The 22963-nt window shown below is 55.4% G+C and carries 21 protein-coding genes; 10 read left to right on the forward strand and 11 right to left on the reverse strand.

Annotated elements, in window-relative coordinates:
* Positions 1 to 147: 147 nt before the first annotated feature.
* The gene (ybiB, locus tag IM273_RS03700) at positions 148 to 1110 is read left to right on the forward strand and encodes a DNA-binding protein YbiB (RefSeq protein WP_048999192.1); all 963 of its coding nucleotides are present in this window, start codon (positions 148 to 150) and stop codon (positions 1108 to 1110) included.
* 119 nt (positions 1111 to 1229) lie between these two features.
* Here the strand turns inward: ybiB and ybiJ are convergent, their stop codons facing one another.
* From ybiJ to mcbA, 3 genes are all read right to left on the reverse strand, one after another.
* Positions 1230 to 1490, reverse strand: a complete 261-nt coding sequence (gene ybiJ, locus IM273_RS03705) for a DUF1471 family protein YbiJ (protein WP_014883102.1) — start codon at positions 1488 to 1490, stop codon at positions 1230 to 1232.
* Positions 1491 to 1776: 286 nt separating this feature from the next.
* Positions 1777 to 2043: a DksA/TraR family C4-type zinc finger protein gene (locus tag IM273_RS03710; protein WP_045259965.1), complete on the reverse strand. Its 267-nt coding sequence runs from the start codon at positions 2041 to 2043 to the stop codon at positions 1777 to 1779.
* Between the two features lie 123 nt (positions 2044 to 2166).
* A complete protein-coding gene (gene mcbA / locus IM273_RS03715) occupies positions 2167 to 2433 on the reverse strand; it encodes a DUF1471 family periplasmic protein McbA (RefSeq protein ID WP_193050333.1) in 267 nt (88 codons plus the stop codon).
* A 243-nt stretch (positions 2434 to 2676) separates the two neighbouring features.
* Here mcbA and rlmF point away from each other — a divergent pair, with 243 nt between their 5' ends.
* Positions 2677 to 3588, forward strand: coding sequence for a 23S rRNA (adenine(1618)-N(6))-methyltransferase RlmF (gene rlmF / locus IM273_RS03720; RefSeq protein ID WP_193050335.1), 912 nt, complete (start codon positions 2677 to 2679; stop codon positions 3586 to 3588).
* A 45-nt stretch (positions 3589 to 3633) separates the two neighbouring features.
* Here rlmF and ybiO read toward each other — a convergent pair whose 3' ends face one another.
* From ybiO to rhtA, 6 genes are all read right to left on the reverse strand, one after another.
* Positions 3634 to 5835, reverse strand: a complete 2202-nt coding sequence (gene ybiO, locus IM273_RS03725; RefSeq protein ID WP_226841096.1) for a mechanosensitive channel protein — start codon at positions 5833 to 5835, stop codon at positions 3634 to 3636.
* 136 nt (positions 5836 to 5971) lie between these two features.
* Positions 5972 to 6694 carry a glutamine ABC transporter ATP-binding protein GlnQ gene (gene glnQ, locus IM273_RS03730; RefSeq protein ID WP_028012446.1) on the reverse strand — a complete coding sequence of 241 codons (723 nt, stop codon included), beginning with the start codon at positions 6692 to 6694 and terminating at the stop codon, positions 5972 to 5974.
* Positions 6691 to 7350, reverse strand: a complete 660-nt coding sequence (glnP, locus tag IM273_RS03735) for a glutamine ABC transporter permease GlnP (protein ID WP_003858462.1) — start codon at positions 7348 to 7350, stop codon at positions 6691 to 6693. Before glnP ends, glnQ begins: the two co-directional genes overlap by 4 nt.
* Before the next feature lie 93 nt (positions 7351 to 7443).
* Positions 7444 to 8187, reverse strand: coding sequence for a glutamine ABC transporter substrate-binding protein GlnH (glnH, locus tag IM273_RS03740; protein ID WP_014831177.1), 744 nt, complete (start codon positions 8185 to 8187; stop codon positions 7444 to 7446).
* A gap of 361 nt (positions 8188 to 8548) precedes the next feature.
* On the reverse strand, positions 8549 to 9052 hold the full coding sequence (dps, locus tag IM273_RS03745; RefSeq protein WP_008501171.1) for a DNA starvation/stationary phase protection protein Dps: 504 nt from the start codon (positions 9050 to 9052) through the stop codon (positions 8549 to 8551).
* Between the two features lie 299 nt (positions 9053 to 9351).
* Positions 9352 to 10239, reverse strand: a complete 888-nt coding sequence (gene rhtA / locus IM273_RS03750; protein WP_041910716.1) for a threonine/homoserine exporter RhtA — start codon at positions 10237 to 10239, stop codon at positions 9352 to 9354.
* A 355-nt stretch (positions 10240 to 10594) separates the two neighbouring features.
* On the opposite strand from rhtA, the gene ompX reads away from it, so the two are divergent.
* Positions 10595 to 11113 (forward strand): outer membrane protein OmpX, encoded by a 519-nt coding sequence (gene ompX / locus IM273_RS03755; RefSeq protein ID WP_028012448.1) that lies wholly within the window; start codon positions 10595 to 10597, stop codon positions 11111 to 11113.
* Positions 11114 to 11231: 118 nt separating this feature from the next.
* On the opposite strand, the gene IM273_RS03760 is transcribed toward ompX, so the two are convergent.
* Together IM273_RS03760 and mntS are read right to left on the reverse strand one after the other, a co-directional pair.
* Positions 11232 to 12815, reverse strand: coding sequence for a phosphoethanolamine transferase (locus IM273_RS03760; RefSeq protein WP_193050338.1), 1584 nt, complete (start codon positions 12813 to 12815; stop codon positions 11232 to 11234).
* Positions 12816 to 13084: 269 nt separating this feature from the next.
* Positions 13085 to 13213 (reverse strand): manganase accumulation protein MntS, encoded by a 129-nt coding sequence (gene mntS, locus IM273_RS03765; protein WP_032644847.1) that lies wholly within the window; start codon positions 13211 to 13213, stop codon positions 13085 to 13087.
* A gap of 183 nt (positions 13214 to 13396) precedes the next feature.
* Here mntS and mntR point away from each other — a divergent pair, with 183 nt between their 5' ends.
* From mntR to iroN, 7 genes are all read left to right on the forward strand, one after another.
* A complete protein-coding gene (gene mntR / locus IM273_RS03770) occupies positions 13397 to 13870 on the forward strand; it encodes a manganese-binding transcriptional regulator MntR (RefSeq protein WP_028012450.1) in 474 nt (157 codons plus the stop codon).
* Positions 13867 to 14976 (forward strand): anion transporter, encoded by a 1110-nt coding sequence (locus IM273_RS03775; protein WP_193050340.1) that lies wholly within the window; start codon positions 13867 to 13869, stop codon positions 14974 to 14976. Before mntR ends, IM273_RS03775 begins: the two co-directional genes overlap by 4 nt.
* Before the next feature lie 101 nt (positions 14977 to 15077).
* Positions 15078 to 16172: an HlyD family secretion protein gene (locus IM273_RS03780; protein WP_041910714.1), complete on the forward strand. Its 1095-nt coding sequence runs from the start codon at positions 15078 to 15080 to the stop codon at positions 16170 to 16172.
* Positions 16169 to 17740 carry a DHA2 family efflux MFS transporter permease subunit gene (locus IM273_RS03785; protein WP_028012453.1) on the forward strand — a complete coding sequence of 524 codons (1572 nt, stop codon included), beginning with the start codon at positions 16169 to 16171 and terminating at the stop codon, positions 17738 to 17740. The genes IM273_RS03780 and IM273_RS03785 overlap by 4 nt, the downstream gene beginning before the upstream one ends.
* Positions 17740 to 19263, forward strand: coding sequence for an efflux transporter outer membrane subunit (locus IM273_RS03790; protein WP_193050342.1), 1524 nt, complete (start codon positions 17740 to 17742; stop codon positions 19261 to 19263). Before IM273_RS03785 ends, IM273_RS03790 begins: the two co-directional genes overlap by 1 nt.
* 102 nt (positions 19264 to 19365) lie before the next feature.
* The gene (locus IM273_RS03795; RefSeq protein ID WP_193050344.1) at positions 19366 to 20406 is read left to right on the forward strand and encodes an aldo/keto reductase; all 1041 of its coding nucleotides are present in this window, start codon (positions 19366 to 19368) and stop codon (positions 20404 to 20406) included.
* Between the two features lie 346 nt (positions 20407 to 20752).
* Positions 20753 to 22927, forward strand: coding sequence for a siderophore salmochelin receptor IroN (gene iroN / locus IM273_RS03800; protein ID WP_028012456.1), 2175 nt, complete (start codon positions 20753 to 20755; stop codon positions 22925 to 22927).
* Positions 22928 to 22963: the final 36 nt, after the last annotated feature.

Here is a 22963-nt window from a genome sequence, read left to right on the forward strand (position 1 = left end):
TGCTATAGAAATCACAAATAATTGAAAAAAAGCTTGTGTTTATTTTTTGCTATTAAAACAGAAGGTTGTCTTAAGGGATAAAAAACTAACGGATAGCCATTCATCAGAGCTATAGTGTTAACAAGATAGGCTGTCAGGAGGAATGTCGTGGATTATCGCAAAATTATCAAAGAGGTAGGACGTGGGAAAAACCACGCCCGCGACCTGGACCATGAAACCGCTCGCGCGCTTTACACCCGTATGCTCAACGGCGAGGTACCGGACCTGGAAATGGGCGGCATCCTGATTGCGCTACGTATCAAAGGCGAAGGCGAAGCGGAGATGCGTGGTTTCTACGAGGCGATGCAGGCGCAAACGCTGCGCTTAACACCGCCAGTGGCAAAACCGATGCCGATTGTGATCCCGAGCTATAACGGGGCGCGCAAGCAGGCAAACCTGACGCCGCTGCTGGCGATATTGTTACATAAGCTGGGGTTCCCGGTGGTGGTACATGGGGTCAGCGAAGATCCCACGCGCGTACTGACAGAAACCATCTTTGAACTGCTGGGCATTGAACCGACTCTCCATGCCGGCCAGGCGCAGGCAAAGCTGGAGGGGAACCAGCCGGTCTATATTCCCGTTCGTGCGCTCTGCCCGCCTTTGGAAAAGCAGCTGGACATGCGCTGGCGCATGGGCGTGCGTAACAGTGCGCACACCCTGGCGAAGCTGGCAACGCCGTTTGCTGAGGATGCCGCACTGCGCCTTTCCAGTGTTTCTCATCCGGAGTACGTGACGCGCGTCGGTCAGTTCTTTGCCGAAATCGGTGGACGCGCACTGCTGATGCACGGAACAGAAGGGGAGGTGTACGCCAACCCGCAGCGTTGCCCACAGCTGATGCTGATCGATTCTGCCGGTACGCGCGTTGTGCTTGAACGCGGGGAAGAAAACAGCGATGTGATTCTGCCGGAGTCAAAAGATCCGCAGGTTACCGCGCACTGGATTACGCAGTGCCTGGCCGGAAATGTGCCGGTCCCACAGTCGATCAAGCTGCAAATGGCCTGCTGCTTGCTGGCGACAGGGGAGGTAGAGACGGTGGAAGCGGGGTTACAGCGGGTGGCACAGTCGTTTTAAGCAAAAAAAAGCCCGTCCAGTGGCGGACGGGCAAGCAAGGGTAACAAACAACAGGGTCAATGAGGGTTGGAGCAGCTCACCAGAGGGTTTGGCGAGGGTACAGCATTCATTTCAGGCGATTATTTGTAGATAACCGCAGTACCGCTCAGCTTGTTATTGGTGTTAGCGGAGGTGATGGTGTATCCGCTTGCACCGGCAGCAGCGGCTTTCTCAGCCAGCTTGGCTTCCAGGCCGTCCAGCGTGGTCGCGCCTTCTGCACTTACCACACCGATTTTATTCATGCTCTGGGCCTGAGTGGATGAAACAGGCTCTACGGCGAATGCGCCGAAAGACAGAGCGGACAGGGCAACAGCAGCTACAGCATATTTGATGGTTTTCATAATTAATCTCTCGCAGGTGTTTTCTGTTAAGGGGACGATGTTCCGTCGATGTGATAAGTATCACGTTTTTTCCTGAGTGATAAAATCGAAGAGAATTGACGTGGTCAGTCAAAAAAATTGAATGACAAATAACTTATTGAATATTAATAAATTCAAACCAGCGCTTTACACTTCTTGTGCATGCGCTTTACAGAAGAAAGATGAAGGGCACATTTTGCTACGCGGTTCGCTAAAAACCGTGAGCGTAAAGGTAAGTGCAGGCAGGGTTAACTTAGGTAAAGGAGAGTCAGCGTAACTGGCTATCTTTCGATCCTCTGCGATTATAACCTGAATGTGAGGCATTTTTTGAATCTTTATCCTGCTGGCAGGCAATGCATAACCTTACGCCTGGAATGGCTTTACGCCGCGCCTCCGGGATCGGCTCTCCGCATTCTTCGCACTCCTTCAAACTTTCGCCGCGCGGAATCTCACCGCGAGCGCGCGCAACCGCATCTTCAATGGTACTGTTGATCTGTTCGTTAACGGCGTCGTCATTCGCCCAACCGGAAGCCATGGCATCCTCCTGAATCGGTTTAGACCCTGTTTTTAATATGGGGTTAAAAAATGAACAATCAAGATAAAGCGGAAATGAACTGCATCCGGCAGGCAGATGCAGTCTGGTTGTGGAGGAAAAAAATTATTTATAGATGGTTGCTGTGCCGTACATATGGTTATCTCCGCCAGCGGAGTTCACGACAAAGCCTTTCGCACCTTCCTGGCGGGCTTTTTCGGCCAGTTTATTCTGCAGATCGTCCAGGTTACTTGCGCGACTTACCGAGACGGTGCCCGCCGGATGCAGCTGGCTAGTATCGGTACTTTCATTCAGTGGCTGAACGGCCATCGCAGAAAATGAAGCCGTTGCCAGGGCGCCGGCGATAACAGCAAGGGTCAGGTACTTTTTCATAATCACATCCTCATGAGGAAACAACAGGTGATTCCCTTTAAGTTTAGAAGCCTGACGAGTGTGACTTAGCGCAAATATTTGATGATGTTCTGCTTATTTTTTGAACGATAAAAACTGACAATTCGCTGACAGATCATAGACGTAGAGGTGTTTGATTTACGGTGTTTTTTTAAGCGCCGCAGAGAAAGATTTACCGCTGGGCCAGCACAGGGTATCTTACGCCGCTGTTTAAAGGAGAACGCCATGACTTCCCAAAAGCCGGGATTGCACCCACGAAATCGCCACCGCAGCCGCTACGACATGAACGCCCTGTGCCAGAGCTGCCCTGCGCTGCAGGACTATATTGTCCAGACCCCAGCGGGTGAGCCGACCGTCAACTTTGCCGATCCGCAGGCGGTGAAAACGCTGAACAAAGCCCTGCTGGCGCATTTTTACGGTGTGGCTCACTGGGATATTCCGGAAGGCTTTCTCTGCCCCCCTGTGCCGGGCCGCGCTGATTACGTTCATCACCTTGCCGATCTGCTTGCCGAAGATCGTGACGGCGCTGTACCGCAGCAGGCTTCCATCCTGGATATAGGCACCGGGGCAAACCTGATTTACCCGCTGATTGGCGTACATGAATATCACTGGCGCTTTACCGGGAGCGAAATCGGCGCCGAGGCCTTTGCCAGCGCGCAGGCGATTATCAGCGCGAACCCTGGCCTGAGCCGCTCCATTCGTCTGCGTCGTCAGAAAGAGGCGGCTTCCATCTTCAACGGCATAATTCATAAAAACGAAAGCTATGACGCTACGATGTGCAACCCGCCGTTTCATGATTCGGCGGCAGCGGCTCGCGCGGGCAGCGAGCGTAAACGCCGTAACCTCGGTCAGGCAGAAGATGCCGCGCTAAACTTCGGCGGACAGCAGCAGGAGCTGTGGTGCGAAGGCGGTGAAGTGGCGTTTATCCTGCGCATGATTGCGGAAAGCAAACAGTTTGGCCGTCAGGTGAAGTGGTTCACGACGCTGGTTTCCCGTGGGGATAACCTGCCGCCGCTCTACCGCGCGCTGAGCGAAGGGGGTGCCGTAAAAGTAGTGAAAAAAGAGATGGCGCAGGGCCAGAAGCAGAGCCGCTTTATCGCCTGGTCGTTTATGGACGATAACAAACGTCGCAAATAATGTGTTTCGTAGGCCCGGTAAGCGCAGCGCCACCGGGCAACCCGGCTACAGCGTCGGCTCCTGCGGTGGGAGCGGCGCTGCGGGCGGCGGCAGTACCTGATACGTTTGTACCGGCATCCGCACGTTTGCCAGATCGAAGTGTTTTTTCACCATGCTGTCGAGCGCAAAGCGCACCGTCCACTGCTTCAGAGGCTGGGTGGTGAACGACACGCGCAGGGTGAACGCCGTGTTGGTCAGCCCAACGATGCCGGCAAAGGACGGCTCGCCAATCACCAGCCCGCGAATATCCTCCATTTCCATCAGCTCTTCCACCGCATCCCGCAGCGCCTGCTTCGCTTTGTCGGCATCCTCATGACGGTCCACATCGTAGTTCGCCACCACGGAACCTATCCCGCGCACAAAGTTGGCGAAGGTAGTGATGGATGACCACGGAATGATGTGATATGCCCCGGTATCCTGACGCACGCCTACCGAACGAATCGACATCCGCTCCACGGTACCGGTCAGCGGCCCGATGGTCACCAGATCCCCTGTGTTCATCCCGTTCTCAAACTGGATAAAGATGCCGGTAATAATATCCTTCACCAGCGTTTGCGAGCCGAAAGAGATCGCCAGCCCCAGCGCGCCTGCACCTGCCAGCAGCGGGGCGATATTCACGCCGATTTCCGATAGCACAATCATGATGGTGATGGTGCTGATGATCACCGCCAGCGCATTGCGGAACAGGGTTAACAGCGTGCGCGCGCGGGCGCTGGGGAGCGGTCTGCCGTGAATATCCGATACCAGACGGTTCTCGATAAGGCTCGCCAGCAGCGTCCAGCCGACGGCGGAGAAGAACAGAATCAGCGCGATACGAATTAAAATATCGACGGTCTTCTCGCCTGCGCCGTTATGTAGCCAGTTCCAGAAATCAAACAGGCTCCACGCGTTCAGCAGCAGCATGATGGCCACGCAGACGGTCAGAATACGTGCCACCTTAAGCGATACCGACATCCAGCCGTTCACCCGTTTTTGCAGTTCCGGGTAATTACGCTGCACCTGCGGCGACAGGGTGATGGTTTTCGAGATCCAGCGGGACAGCAGCCCGGACACAAACGCCGCGATGCCGATAATCGCCAGGCTTTTAAACGTCGCCCCCATCATAAATTTCAGGCTGTTTCCCGGGTCGAACAGCGAGAAGAAGCACAGCACAATAAAATACGCGCTTGCCAGCCAGTGCCACACCAGCGCGAAGGCGCGGATAAACAGACTGAAGAAAGAGAGGGAACGGTCGGCCAGATGCAGCAGACTCTCGGTGATCGCCCTTTTATTGTGAAAGATAAGGTACAGAGACCAGACGGTTATACAGAGCATAATCAGCACGTTCGCCAGCGCGCCAAACTGCACGTTGACCTGGTTGGAGATAATCGGCACGGCAACCAGTAGGCCGTATCCTATCAGCCCGCTGAGCACGCTTAGCCGCACGGCCCAGTATTTCGCGCTGTCGTCGTTGATGTTGAAAGGGCGAAGTTCAGGCACGCGCGGGCAAAAGATGACGCGCAGCACCGCTTTAAAAAATTCGATGAGCGCAAACGCATTCAGGAAGAGCGCCTGCTGGAAGGCAATGGTTTTGTTGCCCGTATTGAGGCGGTCCGCCAGCACCTGACCGACAAACAGCGTCAGGGCCAGCAGCAGTAAATCGATGATAAACGCCCCGGTAATCATGGCCGGGAGGTGCAGCCAGCTGCTTTTATGCTGATTTTTTTTCCGTCCCCAGTGGCCCATCTTCCGGTAGAGCGGCCAGGCACACAGGCGCAGCAGCCAGTAAAAAATGAATACGGCACCCGCCAGAATTGCAAACTGCGTGGCGGCTGCGGTGAAGGTGTGGGGATTAAAAGGTTTATGCGAGGTGCCAACAAGATTTCGATAGAGCTGGGCAAAACGCGACGACAGGGCTTCCCCGTAGCGGCGGCTGATGTCGGTGACGTTTTCCAGTACCGTCTTTTCCTCTTCGATCTGCGGTGGCGTAATGGTCGGAACCGGATCCTGAGGCGGCGTGGCGGCCACCTTCCTCAACTGATCGATCAGCTCCTGCCGGGAGGTGTCATTCTCAAGGACGTCGGCAAGTGCGCTATAGGCCGCTTTTTTTTGTTCTGCATTCGGCTCCGGAGGCGGCGTATTTTGCTGAGTAGCAGTTGTTCCGGTAGTGACGCCGGGGATTGCCACGGCGAGGGATGGCGCACTAAACAGGCTTATCAACAGCAGCATGATCCACGGCACGGCGTCCTCCGACAAAAATATCGTGCAAAATGATAAGTATAGAGGGCGAGAGGCGGAGGGGAGTTTTTGGGAACAATCTGGCGTAAAAAAGCCGGGCAAGCCCGGCTCGGTATGTAGCGAGGGATCAGGAGACGTGCTGCAGGAACTCCTGCAGACGCTGGCTAGGCGGATTGGCGATCAATTCCTGCGGGTTACCGTCTTCGGCGATGCGGCCTTTATCAATAAAGATCAGGCGGGAAGCCACTTTCTCAGCAAAGCCGATTTCGTGGGTCACGATCACCATCGTCATCCCTTCTTCCGCCAGATCCTGCATGACTTTCAGCACCTCGTGGCGCAGCTCCGGGTCGAGTGCGGACGTCGGCTCATCAAACAGCATCATCTTCGGTTTCACCGCCAGCGCGCGCGCAATTGCCACGCGCTGCTGCTGGCCACCGGAGAGCTCGGAAGGGTAGTGGTGCGCACGCTCCGCCAGGCCAACCTTCGCCAGCAGATCTTTTGCCAGCGCTTCCGCCGCCGCTTTGTTGGCACCGCGCACGCGCAGTGGGCCAAACATCACGTTTTCCAGCGCCGTCAGGTGCGGGAACAGGTAGAACTGCTGGAACACCATGCCCGCTTCCTGACGAATCAGACGCTCGTCCACTTTCGGGTCGTTTACCTTCAGACCGTCAACGATCAGATCGCCGCTGGTGATCTCTTCCAGCTTGTTGATGCAGCGCAGCAGGGTCGATTTACCGGAACCGGAAGGCCCGATAATCACCACCACTTCACCCTGCTTGATATTCAGATCGATATTGTGCAGCACTTGGGTTGGGCCAAAGTGCTTGGAGACGTTTTTAAATTCAATCACAGGATTTTCATCCTTCTTTCAAGACGGCGCAGAACGAAGCTCAGTACCAGCGTAATGATCAGATAAACGACGGCGACCGCACTCCAGATTTCCAGCGCGCGGAAGTTGCCCGCAATAATTTCCTGGCCCTGACGGGTCAGTTCGGCCACGCCGATAACGATGAACAGCGATGTATCTTTAATGCTGATGATCCACTGGTTACCCAGCGGCGGCAGCATGCGGCGCAGCGCCAGCGGGAGAATAACGTGGCGGATCGTTTCGCGACGAGAAAGACCTAATGCCAGACCGGCTTCGCTGAAACCTTTATGAATCGACAGCACCGCCCCGCGGGTGATTTCCGCGATGTAGGCGCCCGAGTTGATCATAATGGTCACGACGGCCGCGCTGAACGGATCGATGCGCAGGTCGGTGAAGGCCATTGGCAGGGCGAAGTAGATAAACATGACCTGCACGACAATCGGCGTGCCGCGGATCACTTCGATGAAAACCAGTGCGATGTGGTTTGCAATCCAGCCACCGTAGGTGCGGGCGAAACCGGCGACAAGACCGATAATCAACCCGCCAACCAGACCCAGGACCGAAATCCACAGGGTCATTTTAGCGCCTTCAAGCAAGAGTGGAATGGCAGGCCAGATGGCGCTCCAGTCAAACTGCATGATGTATTCCTGTATACCGTGGTGAAAAACGAAAAATGTAGGCCCGGCAAGCGTGAGCGCCGCCGGGCGCTATAAACCTGAATTCAGGTAAAATTATTTAGGCTCAGTACCGAACCATTTTTTATAGATTTCGTTGTAAGTGCCGTTCTCTTTCAGCGTTTTCAGCGCGCCGTTAACTTTGGTGCGCAGATCGTCGCTGCCTTTCGGGAACGCGATACCGTACTGCTGAGCTTCCAGAGAGTCGCCCACGGCTTTGAACTTGCCGTTACCAGCCGTTTTAATGAAGTACAGGATGTTCGGCGTGTCGTGCAGAACAGCGTCAGCACGGTTGGTGCCGAGTTCCATATACGCGTTGTCAATGTTCGGGAACTGGCGCAGGTCTTTGGTTTTGATGTTCGCTTTCGCGTAATCCACGGAACCGGTGCCGCTCTTCACTGCCACCACTTTACCGTCGAGGTCTTTCACGCTTTTTACGTCGTTATTATCCGCTTTGACCATCACCAGCAGGCCGCTTTTGTAGTAGCCGTCAGAGAAGTCGATCGCTTTTTTACGTTCTTCGGTAATGGTGATGCCCGCCAGCGCCAGATCGACGTTTTTGGTTTGCAGCGCCGGGATGATGCCGCTGAAGTCCATCGGCTTCAGGGTGTAGTCCAGTTTGAGTTCTTTGGCGATAGCGGCCCACAGATCAACATCAAAACCAACGTATTTGTCACCCTGTTTGAATTCAAACGGAACGAACGCCGTGTCGGTCGCCACAACCAGTTTGTCGGCAGCCTGAGAGGACACCGCAAAAGCCAGGGTAAGTGCAGCCAGTGAAACTTTTAATACAGACTTCATAGCATTTCCTTTTATATCCACGGGGCGATCCCCTGCGAGAACGACTGGCACAATGAAAAAATCGTGCCAACTTTACAAGCTGTTGTTTTACAAAGGGGATGAAATCATCCATTGCACAAAAAGCGTGGCAATGATGTCGTGTTGCACCAGCATGGAGCACCATTTTGGTGCGCTTCGTTTGGGTCAACTGACGGGGAGATATTAAGCGTAAATTCTGACGAAAAAACAATCTTCCATTAACGGTTGTGTGAGGTGATTATTACAATTTATTCACTTTTGCACCGTCTCAGGCAAAAACTGTGCACCATAAATGTGCAAAACCCTCACCAGAGGCGAGGGTTTGACAGGAAAGTCTTATGGATTACTCGATGTTAGATTCGATAAACCACAGGAACTGATCCAGGTCGCGGGATGCGGCGGTGAAGATGTCTGCGGTATCTTCATCCTTGGCTTCGCTAATCGCTTTGCGCACGTCATTGGCCACAATCGCGTAGCGGTCCGCCAGCTCTTTCAGGTGATCCTGAACGGTGTGGATATCCAGCGGGTAGCTTTTCAGCGGCGTTTTGCTGTTGATCACCTGCGTGGTACCAAGCGCAACACCACCCAGCTGAACGGCACGTTCAGCCATCGTATCGAGGTGTGTCACCAGTGCTGTGCGGAAGCCATCCAGCATTTCATGGACGGCAATGAAGTTTGCACCGCGCATATTCCAGTGGGCCTGTTTGGTGATCAGCGAAAGATCGATGAACTGGATCACCTGGCGATTCAGCAACTCAATGGTCGCTTTTTTGTCGCTATCCGATACATCGTTACGGGTATAAAGCAGATTAGACGCTTTCGTTTTCACCAGTTTAGCGGTACTCATAATCTCATATCCTCTTGATGTTTATGTCCCAGGTAATTACGGAACTAAGTATAGCACCGGATTTTTTCTCTGCGGTCTGGCTGTGCCTATCGGTTTAATAGCAAGAAGGAGGTTGATAATTTAATTTATTGAAATTAATGGATAATTTTAAAATTGATACAGATCAATCTTAATTCGCATAGAGGAGAATGGGTGGGGAAGGATATTTCGGTTATATGACAAACTATGTAAGAAATTATAACGGATGGCATTCTGGCCTTTATTCTGCATGGCCGTGAAGCCATGCAGAATATATGGCATTAGCCGATGTCGATTTTCTCAACTTTAGGTTCAGGGCGCATGGTGAGCGTTGACCCCATTGACGCCGCGATAATTGAGCAGAGCGCCAGCGTCTGGGTGAACGTCAGCGTTTCGCCCAGGAACACCATCCCGGAGATCGCCGCAAGGGCGGGCTCCATGCTCATCAGAGTGCCAAAAATGCGCGTCGGCAGACGCGTCAGGGCAATCATCTCCAGAGAATAGGGGAGTGCCGTTGAAAGAATAGCGACCGCCAGCCCGATGGGCATGACTGACCATTGCCAGATAGACTCCGTTGCCTGCGCCATACCGATCGGCACAAAAACGATAGCCGCAATCACGGAACCCAGGGCGACCGTTGCCGGGCCATGCTCTTCACCCGCTCGCTGCCCGGTGAGTATATAGACGGCCCAGCAGGCTCCTGCTCCCAGCGCCAGCGCTGCGCCCGTGAGATCAATCTCAGAGACATTCTGGCCGAGCGGCAGCAGGAACCATAAGCCCAGAACGGCCAGCACGACCCAGATAAAATCCACCGGACGACGTGACGAGAAAAGCGCGACCGCCAGCGGGCCGGTAAACTCCAGCGCGACGGCAATCCCCAGCGGGATGGTCTGGATGGAGAGGTAGAACATATAGTTCATTGCCCCGAGGGACAGACCATAAAAAAGCAGGGGAAGACGTTGCTCTTTTTTGAAGCGCAGACGCCAGGGTTTGAAGATGACGACCAGTATCGCCGTTCCCAGCACGATACGCAGGGCTGTTACCCCGGGCGCACCCACCAGTGGAAAAAGCGATTTTGCCAGCGAAGCACCGCTTTGGATGGACAACATGGCAATAAGTATGACGGCTACCGGCAACCAGACCGACGACGTGCGGGATAACCCAGGCATCCTTTCTCCTGTCAGCTAATGTCAAGTGGAGTAAAGGTTGCAGTGTAAAGGAAATATACAGCTACGGTTGAGACTAGGTTGAAAAAAAAGACCCGTGAAATCCGTAAAATGGTTAAGCGCTGGTGGATTTATCACCTGAAAGATTAGGAATAATCTGGATGAATGTAACGGCGCAGACGCGCAATATGGGCGTTTAGTAGGAAAAATCGCATGTGATTTGAAAGAGTTAGCTGAGGTTGGAAACGTTCTGTTACAGGAAAGGCCTCATTAGACATCACGAATCACAAAGAGTTTCGCAAAATTTTTTGATATATTTAAAACTTACGGACTTACTTGAAGCACATTTGAGGTGGTTATGAAAAAAATTGCATGTCTTTCAGCACTGGCCGCTGTACTGGCTGTTTCCGCAGGTACCGCTGTAGCTGCTACTTCTACTGTAACTGGTGGTTACGCTCAGAGCGATATGCAGGGCGTGATGAACAAAACCAACGGTTTCAACCTGAAGTATCGTTACGAGCAGGATAACAACCCGCTGGGCGTGATCGGTTCTTTCACCTACACCGAGAAAGATCGTACTGAAAACGGCGCATACAACAAAGGTCAGTACTACGGTATCACTGCTGGTCCAGCTTACCGTCTGAACGACTGGGCGAGCATCTACGGTGTTGTAGGTGTTGGCTACGGTAAATTCCAGCAGACCGAAAACCAGGGTCTGAACCGCACTGCAAGCAACAGCGACTACGGCTTCTCCTATGGCGCAGGCCTGCAGTTCAACCCAATCCAGGACGTGGCTCTGGACTTCTCCTATGAGCAGAGCCGTATCCGCAACGTTGACGTTGGCACCTGGATCGCGGGCGTAGGTTACCGCTTCTAATCACTTCGGTGAGCTAATAAAAAATCCGCCCAATGTGGCGGATTTTTTTTTAGCTTTTTCCCTCTCCTTGTGGGAGAGGGTCAGGGTGAGGGCATCAGACCGCACGAGATCGCACAGCTTACTTACTCTTAATATCAAAAATATCGGTACCCAGATGGTTATAGTCAACTTTCTGTAACTTGAAGTTGGTAACGTACACTGGGGGCGCTTTCTTGTTGGAGATAAACGGGTAATCATTTTTTATCTCTTTGGCCTTAATCCCCGTCCACTGCGAGAAGAACTGCAGGAAATCATTCGCCGAGCGCCGCGCTTTGATAACACGATGCGTTTTATCATCGCTCGACAGCACCATAAACGGCACCTGGAAATTCTGCTGGAACTGGTCGTCGTGCGCCAGATACTGCACTTCTTTGCCACGCTCTTTAAACGCCAGCCCGTGATCAGAGAAATAGACCACAGAGAAGCTTTCGCCCGTATTGCGCAGCTGATCGTAAAGCTTGCTGAGCAGCTCGTCGGTTTGCGTCATGGTATAGAGATAGCAAGAGGTCTCTTTCGACTGCACAAACTCCGCGTATTTACCGCCAGTGCGATCGCAGGCCTGCGGGTGCGATCCCATCAGGTGCAGAACAATCAGCTGCGGCTGGGTGCGCTGGGTAGCAAAGACCTGCGCCGTCATCTTCAGCAGCGCCTCGTCTTTGGTGGTTTTGTCGGCTTCAAAGTCGCCGCTCTTCAGGAACTGCACTTCGTCAGCACGCTTAGCAATACTGGCGATGGCGGTGTCGTATTCGCCAATTTGCCCCTGATTGGAGAACCACCAGGTCTGAAAACCGGCGCGGTTGGCCAGCGTGACAAAATTATCCTGAAACTGAGGTTTGCCATCCACCACGCGGTTCAGCGTCAGGCCGAGCGATTTCTGCGTCGAGCCGCTGGCCGCCACATAATCGGTAAACAGGGTGCCGTTGACAGAGCTGGCAAACGGTGTGTTATTCCAGTGCCCGCCGAATGCGCCCAGCGCGTCGCGACGTGCGCTCTCGCCAATCACCACCACATAGGTATGGTATTTCGGCTTAACCGCCAGCACGTTCCAGGTGTCTTTCATATTGGAAAGTTCAGCCATGCGCGCCTGCTCGTCGAGAACCTCTTTATTGTTCACGACGACGTCTTTAACGAAACGGAACACCGGATAGCCCGTATCTTTCAGCTTGAACACGCCGCCCCAGGCCAGGTTTTGCACCGGCGCAACGAAAAACGTCCCCACGCTAAACGCCAGGCACAGAGACTCCATTTTTCCCCATGATCTCTTCGCGTCTGCTTTGCGACGAACCGCGATGACGCCAAGCGCAAAGATAAAGAGGCCGACGACGTAGCTGTACCAGGGGAAGATCGTCAGGATCTCCGTCGACTCTTCCATATTGGTGGAGTGCAGCGCCAGCAGGGTGTTGAAGTTTGGCGCGCCGTAGGCCTGGCCAAACGGGAAATACATCGCAGCAATCAGCGAACAGACCCCTACCAACGCTTTCTGCACGCGCGGGGCCGCTCGCCACAGCACATGCAGGATGCAGGTGAAAGCCACTGCATAAAGCAGGCTGAAGGGATAGCCGAGCGCAAAGTTAATCAGCAGCGACTGCAAAAAGTAAAATCCCGTCCACGGGCTTAAGGCCCGGCTGCGGGTAACGATGGTATCTATCAGGGTTACATTCATAGGTCACTATCACAAAAACGCCATGTGCTCACCCTGGCGCCAAGGGTCAAAGCCTGCCGGACAGTGCGTGGAAAGGGAATGAGAGGTCCGCTTCAGCGAGCCGCAAATTGTGCAGGGCTGCAAGAAGATAGTGCGAGCGTGAATTAAGGTCAACAGTTGCTAAACAGATGTTTTGCGAAGGGGGCTGCAAATCCGCAAAAATTATCGGGAATTGGTCAGTTTACAGCGGAAGTGTGACAGAAAAATGAAGCGGCGTACCGCAACGCCGCTTAGTGGGAAGGTTTGTCGTCCTGATGCGGTTTGTTGTTAAACATATCGCACAGCATGTTCAACAGCATTAAGCGCACTTTAAAAGGAGAGTGGGTAAACACGTTCATACACCTCTTGAATTCGTTCATGAGACCTCCTGATGTTTGATCCCTTCGATCCGTGAAGGGTGACTGCATTACATACAGATATAGCACAGGCTATATTGTATAGCTATGGCTATTTCGTTAATTTTTTGTGCTTGTGGAGGGATGGTTTACAATGTGCGCTCTCGATACCGGGCGCTGGAAGCGTCACCCCAATGAGGAAGTACAATGAACCGTCGCGCAGGTAAGCCAGCCATTAAAAAAACGACGCAACTGGTGAATGTTGAAGAACATGTCGAAGGTTTTCGCCAGGTCCGTGAAGCGCACCGGCGTGAACTGATTGATGATTATGTTGAACTGATTTCCGATCTGATCCGCGAGGTTGGGGAAGCGCGTCAGGTCGATATGGCCGCCAGGCTGGGGGTTTCGCAGCCAACGGTCGCCAAAATGTTAAAACGTCTGGCCTCGGTAGGCCTGATCGAAATGATCCCCTGGCGCGGCGTGTTTCTGACGCCGGAAGGGGAGAAGCTTGCGCAGGAGAGCCGCGAGCGCCATCAGCTTGTCGAGAACTTTTTGCTGGTGCTGGGCGTCAGCCCGGAAATTGCCCGTCGGGATGCGGAAGGAATGGAGCACCACGTTAGCGAAGAGACGCTGGTGAAGTTTCGCGAATTTACCCTTAAATATGGTCCCTCCGCTGAATGAAAATCCCTGGACTGCAGGCCCTGTCACGCGATCGTTTCTTCCATCTCTTATTAATCATTGGCGCCGGGTTAAGCCTGTTTGTGCCGTTTGCGCCACACGCCTGGTCTGCGGCGATTGACTGGCGCACCATCATCACCCTGAGTGGGTTAATGATGCTGACCAAAGGGGTCGAGCTGAGCGGCTATTTTGACGTCCTGGGGCGTAAAATGGTGCGTCGTTTTGCCACCGAGCGCAGGCTGGCCTTGTTTATGGTGTTCTCCGCCGCGGTGCTGTCGACGTTTCTGACCAACGATGTGGCGCTGTTTATCATTGTACCCCTCACGCTCACCCTGCGTAAGCTTTGCGAGATCCCGGTCAGCAGACTGATTATCTTTGAAGCGCTCGCCGTTAACGCCGGTTCTCTGTTGACGCCCATCGGCAACCCGCAAAATATTCTTCTCTGGGGACGTTCCGGTCTGTCATTCGCCGCCTTTACCTGGCAGATGGCGCCGCTGGCGCTGGTGATGATGCTGTCGCTGCTGGCGGTTTGCTGGTTCGCGTTTCCGGATAAAAAGCTGCAATACCATAGCGGGACCACGGGCCCGCAGTGGCAGCCGCGGCTGGTGTGGAGCTGCCTCGGATTATATATCGTCTTTCTGTTCGCCCTGGAGCTGAAGTATGAGCTGGCGGGCGTCCTGCTCGTCGCCGCGGGCTTTGTCGTGCTGGCGCGGCGCGTGCTGGTGAGCGTGGACTGGACGCTGCTGCTGGTCTTTATGGCGATGTTCATCGACGTGCATCTGCTTATTCAGCTTCCGGTGCTGCAAAACGTTCTGCACAGCGTCAGCACGCTGTCGCAGCCGGGGCTGTGGCTGACGGCGATTGGCCTGTCGCAGTTTATCAGCAACGTGCCTGCCACCATTCTGCTGCTCAACTACGTTCCGCCGGACACGCTGCTGGCCTGGGCGGTGAACATCGGTGGGTTTGGGCTGCTGCCCGGCTCCCTGGCAAACCTGATCGCCCTGCGCATGGCCAACGACCGTCGCATCTGGTGGCGCTTCCACCTCTGGTCGATCCCGATGCTGCTCTGGGCTGCGGCGATCGGTTTCGGACTATTCCTTCTCATATAGTGCGCAATTTGTCAGTTTTTCCTGGCAAATGTATAGCAACGTCCTAGCTTTAGTGAACGGCATAGTGTGATGCCGCTCACTGACAGGACCGTTGCTGAATTATGGCAGAAGAACAAAATCCACCTGCTGACGAGCAGGATAAAAACAATAACGAGCGTAAACGCCCGGGCAAAAAACCGTTAATTATCCTTGGCATCGTGGTCATCGTGATGGTGATCGTGGCGCTGGTCTGGTGGTTTTTAACCCGCAACGAAGAGACCACCGACGACGCCTTTACCGACGGCGACGTGGTGACCATTGCCCCCAAAACGGCGGGCTACGTTACCGAGCTTCGCGTGCGGGATAACCAGCGCGTGAAGAAAGGGGATGTGCTGGTAGTGATCGATCCTCGCGATACCACCGCCCAGCGCGATCAGGCTCAGGCTCAGCTTGGGCTGGCTATCGCGCAGCTGCATCAGGCCCAGGCGCAGCTGGCGCTCTCAAAAGTGCAGTATCCCGCCCAGCGTGACGAAGCCAAAGCGCAGGTGTTGAAAGCGCAGGCCGATCTGGCGAACGCGCAGGCGGAATACCGCCGCCAGCGCGGCGTCGACCCGCGCGCGACCACCCAGCAAAGTATTGATTCTGCTAACGCTCAGCTGCGCAGCGCCCAGGCTGGCCTTGCCAGCGCACAGGCGCAGCTGGAAGTGGCGGAGCAGGTACAGCTGCAAATCCGCCAGCAGGAGACCAACGTCGAAGCCCGCGAGCGTCAGGTCGAACAGGCCAAAGCGCAGCTGGAAACCGCGAATCTGAACCTCTCTTACACCGAAGTCCGCGCCCCGTTCGACGGCTTTGTCACCAAACGCAACGTGCAGCCCGGCACGCTGGTTCAGGCGGGCACCGCGCTGTTCTCGCTGGTCTCCCCGAACGTGTGGGTGGTGGCGAACTTTAAAGAGTCCCAGCTTGAGCGCATGAAGCCCGGCGATAAGGTTAGCGTCTCCGTGGATGCCTGGCCTGATATGGAGCTTGAAGGCCATATCGACAGCATCCAGCAGGGCAGCGGCTCGCGCTTCTCCGCCTTCCCGTCGGAAAACGCCACCGGTAACTTCGTGAAGATTGTTCAGCGCGTACCGGTAAAAATCGTCATTGATAAAGGTCTGGATCCGAACAAGCCGCTGCCGCTGGGGCTGTCGGTTGAACCGAAGGTCACCGTGGAATGACGGATCATAGCCACGATAACTGGAAGCCCGCCAGTAACCCGTGGGCGGTGGCGATTGTCGTCACCCTGGCGGTGTTCATGGAAATTCTGGACACCACCATCGTCAACGTCGCGCTGCCGCACGTGGCGGGGTCGCTCTCGGCCAGCTACGACGAATCCACCTGGGTACTGACAAGCTACCTGGTGGCGAACGGCATCGTGCTGCCCATCTCGGCGTTCCTGAGCCGGCTGTTTGGCCGCAAGCAGTTCTTCCTCATTTGCATCGTGATGTTCACCATCTGCTCGTTCCTGTGCGGCATCGCCACCGAGCTGTGGCAAATCATCCTGTTCCGCGTGATGCAGGGCTTCTTTGGCGGCGGGTTGCAGCCCACCCAGCAGTCGGTGCTGCTTGACTACTTCAAGCCGGAGGACAGGGGCAAAGCGTTTGGGCTTTCCTCCATTGCGATTATCGTCGCGCCGGTGCTCGGCCCGACGCTGGGGGGCTGGATCACCGACAACTACTCCTGGCGCTGGGTGTTCTTTATCAACATCCCGGTGGGGATTGTGACGGTGCTGGCGATCTACCAGCTGCTGGAAGATCCGCCGTGGGAGAGCAAATCAAAAGAGAAGCTGACCATCGACTGGACGGGGATCGGCCTGATCGCCCTCGGTCTGGGTTGTTTGCAGGTGATGCTCGACCGGGGCGAGGATGACGACTGGTTCTACTCGAACTTTATCCGCACCTTCGCGGTGCTGACGCTGGTCGGCATTATCGGCGCAATCTACTGGCTGATGTATGCCAAAAAGCCGGTGGTGGATCTGCACTGCATGAAGGACCGCAACTTCGCGATCTCCAGCCTGCTGATGGCGGGAATGGCGATGATCCTGTACGGCAGTTCGGTGGTGATCCCGCAGCTGGCGCAGCAGGATCTGGGCTATACCGCGACCTGGTCCGGGCTGGTGCTCTCGCCCGGCGCGGTGCTGATCGTGCTGACCATCCCGCTGGTACTGAAGCTGATGCCGGTGGTGCAGACGCGCTGGATCATCGCCTTTGGCTTTACCTGCCTGGCGGTGTCGTTCTTCTGGTCGCGCACGCTGACGCCGGATATTGACTTCGAAACCCTGGTGTTGTTCCGCAGCGCCCAGTCGATTGGTCTGGGGTTCCTGTTTGTGCCGCTCACCACCATCGCCTTCATCTCGATACCGAGACGGCTCAACGCCGATGCGGCGGCGCTGTTTACCATGTTCCGCAACGTGGCGGGATCCATCGGGATTTCACTCTCGACGGCGGCCATCACCGAGCGCGCGCAGGCGCACAGCGCACACCTTGCCTACCACGCCTCGCCGTTTAACGAGCAGTTCCAGCTGGCGATTCGCGAAAGCGCCCAGGCGATCCAGAACTTCACCACCCAGGTGGGCGATCCGACCGGGATTGCCACCGGGCGGATGTACCAGACGATGATCGAGCAGTCCCGCTTCCTGGCCTACATCGACGTCTTCACCATTCTGAGCGCCGTGGCCTTGCTATTGATTCCGTTTTGTTTGTTGCTCTCGCCGGTTAAGAGCGAGGGGAGTGCAGGAGCACACTGATGATACACAGACGTTTACACCCCCTGATGATAATGATGCTGCTGGTGGGCTGCGCCGTCGGGCCGGACTACCAGCAGCCTGCGCCACCCGCCGTTACGCACTGGAACGATAAGGGCGACAGCGCGGTAAAATCGCAAACCACCTCCGCCGCGACCAATCCGCGCTGGTGGAAAACCTTCGGCTCGCCGCAGCTCGACAGTCTGGTTGAACGCGCCATCGCCGGAAACCTGACGCTGCAGCAAACGGTACTGCGCATTGCCGGGGCGCGTGAACAGATTAACCAGGCGGGCGGGGCATTTTTCCCGTCGGTGAACGGCAATCTGCAGGCGACGCGCCAGCAGCTCGGGCTGGAAGGGGAGCTAAAATCCCACGGCGTGTACGACCAGCTGGATAATGTCGACCCTGAACTCAGAGGCGCGCTGGGGCCGCTGACGCAGCCGATTAACCTTTATCAGGGCAGCTTCGACGCCCAGTGGGAAATCGACCTCTGGGGCAAGGTGCGCCGTCAGGTGGAAGCCGCCGAGGCGCAGCAGAAGGCCGCCATCGAACAGCGTAACGATGCGCTGGTGTCGCTGGAAGCGGAAGTGGCGCGCGCGTGGCTCCAGCTGCGCGGGGCGCAGAGCATTATCGCTACCCTGAACACACAGATTAAAAGCGCGCAGCAGACGCTGGACCTGACCGAAAGCCGCCAGCGCGGCGGGCTGTCACCGCAGATGGACGTGGAAAACGCCCGGGCGCAGCTGGGCAATCTTGAAGCGCAGCTGCCGCAGTATCAGGCCCAGGAACGCCAGGCGATGAACGGGCTGGCTATTCTGCTCGGCAAGCCGCCGGGGGCGCTGGATAGCGAGCTGCAATCCGCGCAGCCAATGCCCGCGCTGCCGGATATCGTGCAGACTGGTATACCGTCCACGCTGGCGCGCCGCCGTCCGGACGTGCGCGAAGCGGAGGCCAACCTTCATGCCGCCACGGCTCAGATTGGCGTCTCGGTGGCCGAGCTGTTCCCGAGTTTTACCCTCTCCGGACAGTTTGGCCTGCGCAACAGCGAATCCGGCTGGCTGACCGACTGGAGCAGCCACTTCTACAGCTTCGGCCCGCAGGTTTCCATTCCGATTTTCCAGGGCGGTCGACTGGTCTCCAGCGTCAAGGTGGCGCGCGCGCAGCAGGGCGCTGCGGTACTGGACTATCGCCAGACGGTGCTGACCGCGCTCGGGGATGTGGAAAACGCGCTGGTGAGCTATCGCACCGACCAGCAGCGTGAGGCGGGCCTCGCGAAAACCATCGACGCACTGCAAAACGCCTTTGATTTAGCCAGCGACAGCTACCGGCAGGGGATCGCCAGCTTTATCGACGTGCTGGACGCCCAGCGTCAGCTGGCGCAGGCCGAACAGCAGCGGGCGCAGGCGCAGGTACAAAGCGCTCTCGATCTGGTGGCGCTCTACAAGGCGCTCGGCGGCGGCTGGGAGCCGTATCAGCAGGTACAGCTCCCGGACTATAGCGTCTTTGGCAACGCCCCGCGCGGATAAATTCAAAGGATTGGGCAATAAACGGACAGGAACGCCACATTCGCGATGGCTGAGGGGCGGGTATAACTATCGGGTACCCAATCGACATGCGAGGATTATCTTATGCGTTATCAAAAACTGGGCAACACCGGTCTGTTCGTTTCTGAACTGTGCCTCGGCACCATGACCTTCGGCGGAGAAGGCGGCATGTGGGGCAAGATTGGTCAGCTCCAGCAGAGCGAAGCAGAACAGCTGGTGGGCCGCGCGCTGGATGCCGGGATCAACTTTATCGATACCGCGGACGTTTACTCGGAAGGGCGCTCGGAGGCGATCCTCGGGCAGGCGCTGAAAAACCTGAAAATCCCGCGCGAGAACGTGGTGGTCGCGACTAAAGTATTTGGCGAAACCGGGACGGCGGGAGTGAACTCGCGCGGCAGCTCGCGCTATCACATCATCAGCAGCGTGAAGGAGAGCCTGCGTCGCCTGCAGCTCGATCATATCGATCTCTATCAGCTTCACGGTTTCGATCCGGCCACGCCGATTGAGGAGACGCTGTATGCGCTGGATAACCTGGTGCAGCACGGCCACGTGCGCTACATCGGCGTCTCGAACTGGGCGGCGTGGCAGATAGCCAAAGCGCTGGGCATTTCCGAGCGACTCGGGCTGGCGCGTTTTGCGTCATTGCAGGCGTACTACACTATTGCCGGACGCGATCTTGAGCGCGAGCTGGTGCCGTTGATGCAGAGCGAAGGCGTCGGGCTGATGGTCTGGAGCCCGCTGGCGGGCGGCCTGCTGAGTGGAAAATATGGTCGCGACGGGCAGAGCGAAGCCGGTAGCCGCCGTCTGGCGTTCGACTTCCCGCCGGTGGATAAAGATCGCGCCTTCGACTGCGTGGACGTGATGCGTACCATCGCCGAAAGTAAAGGCGTTTCCGTGGCGCAAATCGCGCTGGCGTGGCTGCTGCACCAGAAAGCGGTGACCAGCGTCATCATCGGGGCGAAACGGGTCGATCAGTTGGATGACAACATTGCCGCAACCGGCATTCAGCTGAGCGATGATGAGCTGAAACAGCTGGATGCGGTCAGCGCGCTGCCGCGCGAGTATCCTGGCTGGATGCTGGAGCGCCAGGGCGAGTACCGTCGCAATCAGTTAGCGCAACAATAACCTTTCTTTCCCCGGTGGCGCTTGCGCTTACCGGGGCTGCGTTCCCTTGTAATGACATATTAACGTTATGTCACTACACGAAATACCAATGGGCTGTTCTCTTCTTCCGCTGTTTCAGTATGCCAGCTTTACGAACGCACAGGGCGGTACCCGGGAAGAATCACTCCGGGCCAATGCGTGCGTTTCATTAATGCGCGCATCCGTGTATTAAGGATTGCCTTAATCCTCTCCAAATGATATTAATTATCATTCTTATTATAAAAATAATGGCAGTTTAAAATATCTGGCAAGGATGTGAGCTTAACGATCGATCACTTTTACGTTAGGCATGTATTAGGGAATGGGTATGAGAATTATCAAGATCTTCTGGCCGCTCACTGCGCTCCTGGCAGGGTTGAACAGTCAGGTATCACTGGCAAAATCCTCCGATGATAACGACGAGACCCTGGTGGTGGAAGCCACCGCTGAGCAGGTACTCAAACAGCAGCCGGGCGTGTCGATTATTACCAGCGAAGATATTAAAAAGAACCCTCCGGTCAACGATCTCTCCGATATTATTCGCAAAATGCCCGGTGTCAATCTGACCGGCAACAGCGCCTCGGGTACACGTGGTAATAACCGCCAGATCGACATTCGCGGCATGGGGCCGGAGAACACCTTAATTTTAATTGATGGTATACCGGTGACGTCGCGCAACGCCGTGCGTTATAGCTGGCGTGGAGAGCGTGATACCCGCGGCGACACCAACTGGGTGCCACCGGAACAGGTTGAGCGTATTGAAGTGATCCGCGGCCCTGCGGCGGCACGCTACGGTTCGGGCGCAGCGGGCGGGGTGGTGAACATCATTACCAAACGCCCTACCAACGACTGGCACGGTTCGCTGTCGTTATACACCAACCAGCCGGAAAGCAGCGACGAAGGCGCTACGCGTCGCGCCAACTTCAGCCTTAGCGGGCCGCTGGCTGGCGATGCGCTGACCATGCGCCTGTACGGAAACCTGAATAAAACCGATGCCGACAGCTGGGATATTAACTCCTCGGCCGGTACGAAAAACGCGGCCGGACATGAAGGGGTGCGCAACAAAGATATTAACGGCGTTGTCTCGTGGAAATTAAATCCGCAGCAAATTATCGATTTCGAAGCCGGATATAGCCGCCAGGGGAATATCTATGCAGGCGATACGCAAAACAGTTCTTCCAGTGCCGTCACTGAAAGCCTGGCGAAATCCGGCGAAGAGACGAACCGCCTGTACCGGCAGAATTATGGCATTACACATAATGGTATCTGGGACTGGGGTCAAAGCCGTTTTGGTGTCTATTACGAGAAAACCAATAACACCCGCATGAATGAAGGATTATCCGGCGGCGGTGAAGGGCGTATTTCGGCGGATGAAAAGTTCACGACCAATCGCCTGAGCTCCTGGCGAACCAGCGGCGAGCTTAATATTCCGCTGAATGCGCTGGTCGATCAAACGCTGACCGTGGGTGCGGAGTGGAGCCGAGATGAGCTCGACGATCCTTCCTCTACCAGCCTGACCGTGGATGACAGTGATATCGGCGGCATTTCTGGCTCGGCTGCGGATCGCAGCAGTAAAAACCATTCCCAAATCAGTGCGCTGTATATTGAAGATAATATTGAGCCGGTTCCCGGCACGAATATCATTCCCGGCCTGCGCTTTGATTATCTCAACGAGTCCGGCGGTAACTTCAGCCCCAGCCTGAACCTCTCGCAGGAATTGGGCGATTACTTCAAAGTCAAAGCGGGGATTGCCAGAACCTTTAAAGCACCAAACCTGTACCAATCCAGCGAAGGTTATCTGCTCTACTCGAAAGGCAACGGTTGTCCAAAAGATATTACATCGGGCGGCTGCTACCTGATCGGTAATAAAGATCTCGATCCGGAAATCAGCATCAATAAAGAAATTGGGCTGGAGTTCGCCTGGGAAGATTACCATGCCAGCGTGACCTACTTCCGCAATGACTACCAGAATAAGATCGTGGCCGGCGATAATGTTATCGGGCAAACCGCTTCCGGCGCATATATTCTCCAGTGGCAGAACGGCGGGAAAGCACTGGTGGACGGTATCGAAGCCAGCATGGCGTTCCCGCTGGTGAAAGATCGTCTGAACTGGAATACCAATGCCACCTGGATGATCACCTCGGAGCAAAAAGACACCGGTAACCCGCTGTCGATCATCCCGAAATACACCATTAATAACTCGCTTGACTGGACCATCACCCAGGCGTTCTCTGCCAGCGTCAACTGGACGTTATACGGCAGACAAAAACCGCGTACTCATTCGGAAACTCGTAGTGAAGATACTGGCGGTCTGTCAGGTAAAGAGCTGGGCGCTTATTCGCTGGTGGGGACGAACTTCAATTACGATATCAATAAAAATCTGCGTCTTAACGTTGGTGTCAGCAATATCTTAGATAAACAGATCTACCGATCTTCCGAAGGGGCGAATACCTATAACGAGCCTGGCCGGGCTTATTATGCCGGTGTTACCGCGTCATTTTGATCGTAGTGTTACAGGTATACTGCCCGCATCAAGGCG

Source organism: Enterobacter cloacae complex sp. P13B (assembly GCF_014895915.1).
GTDB lineage: Bacteria > Pseudomonadota > Gammaproteobacteria > Enterobacterales > Enterobacteriaceae > Enterobacter > Enterobacter bugandensis.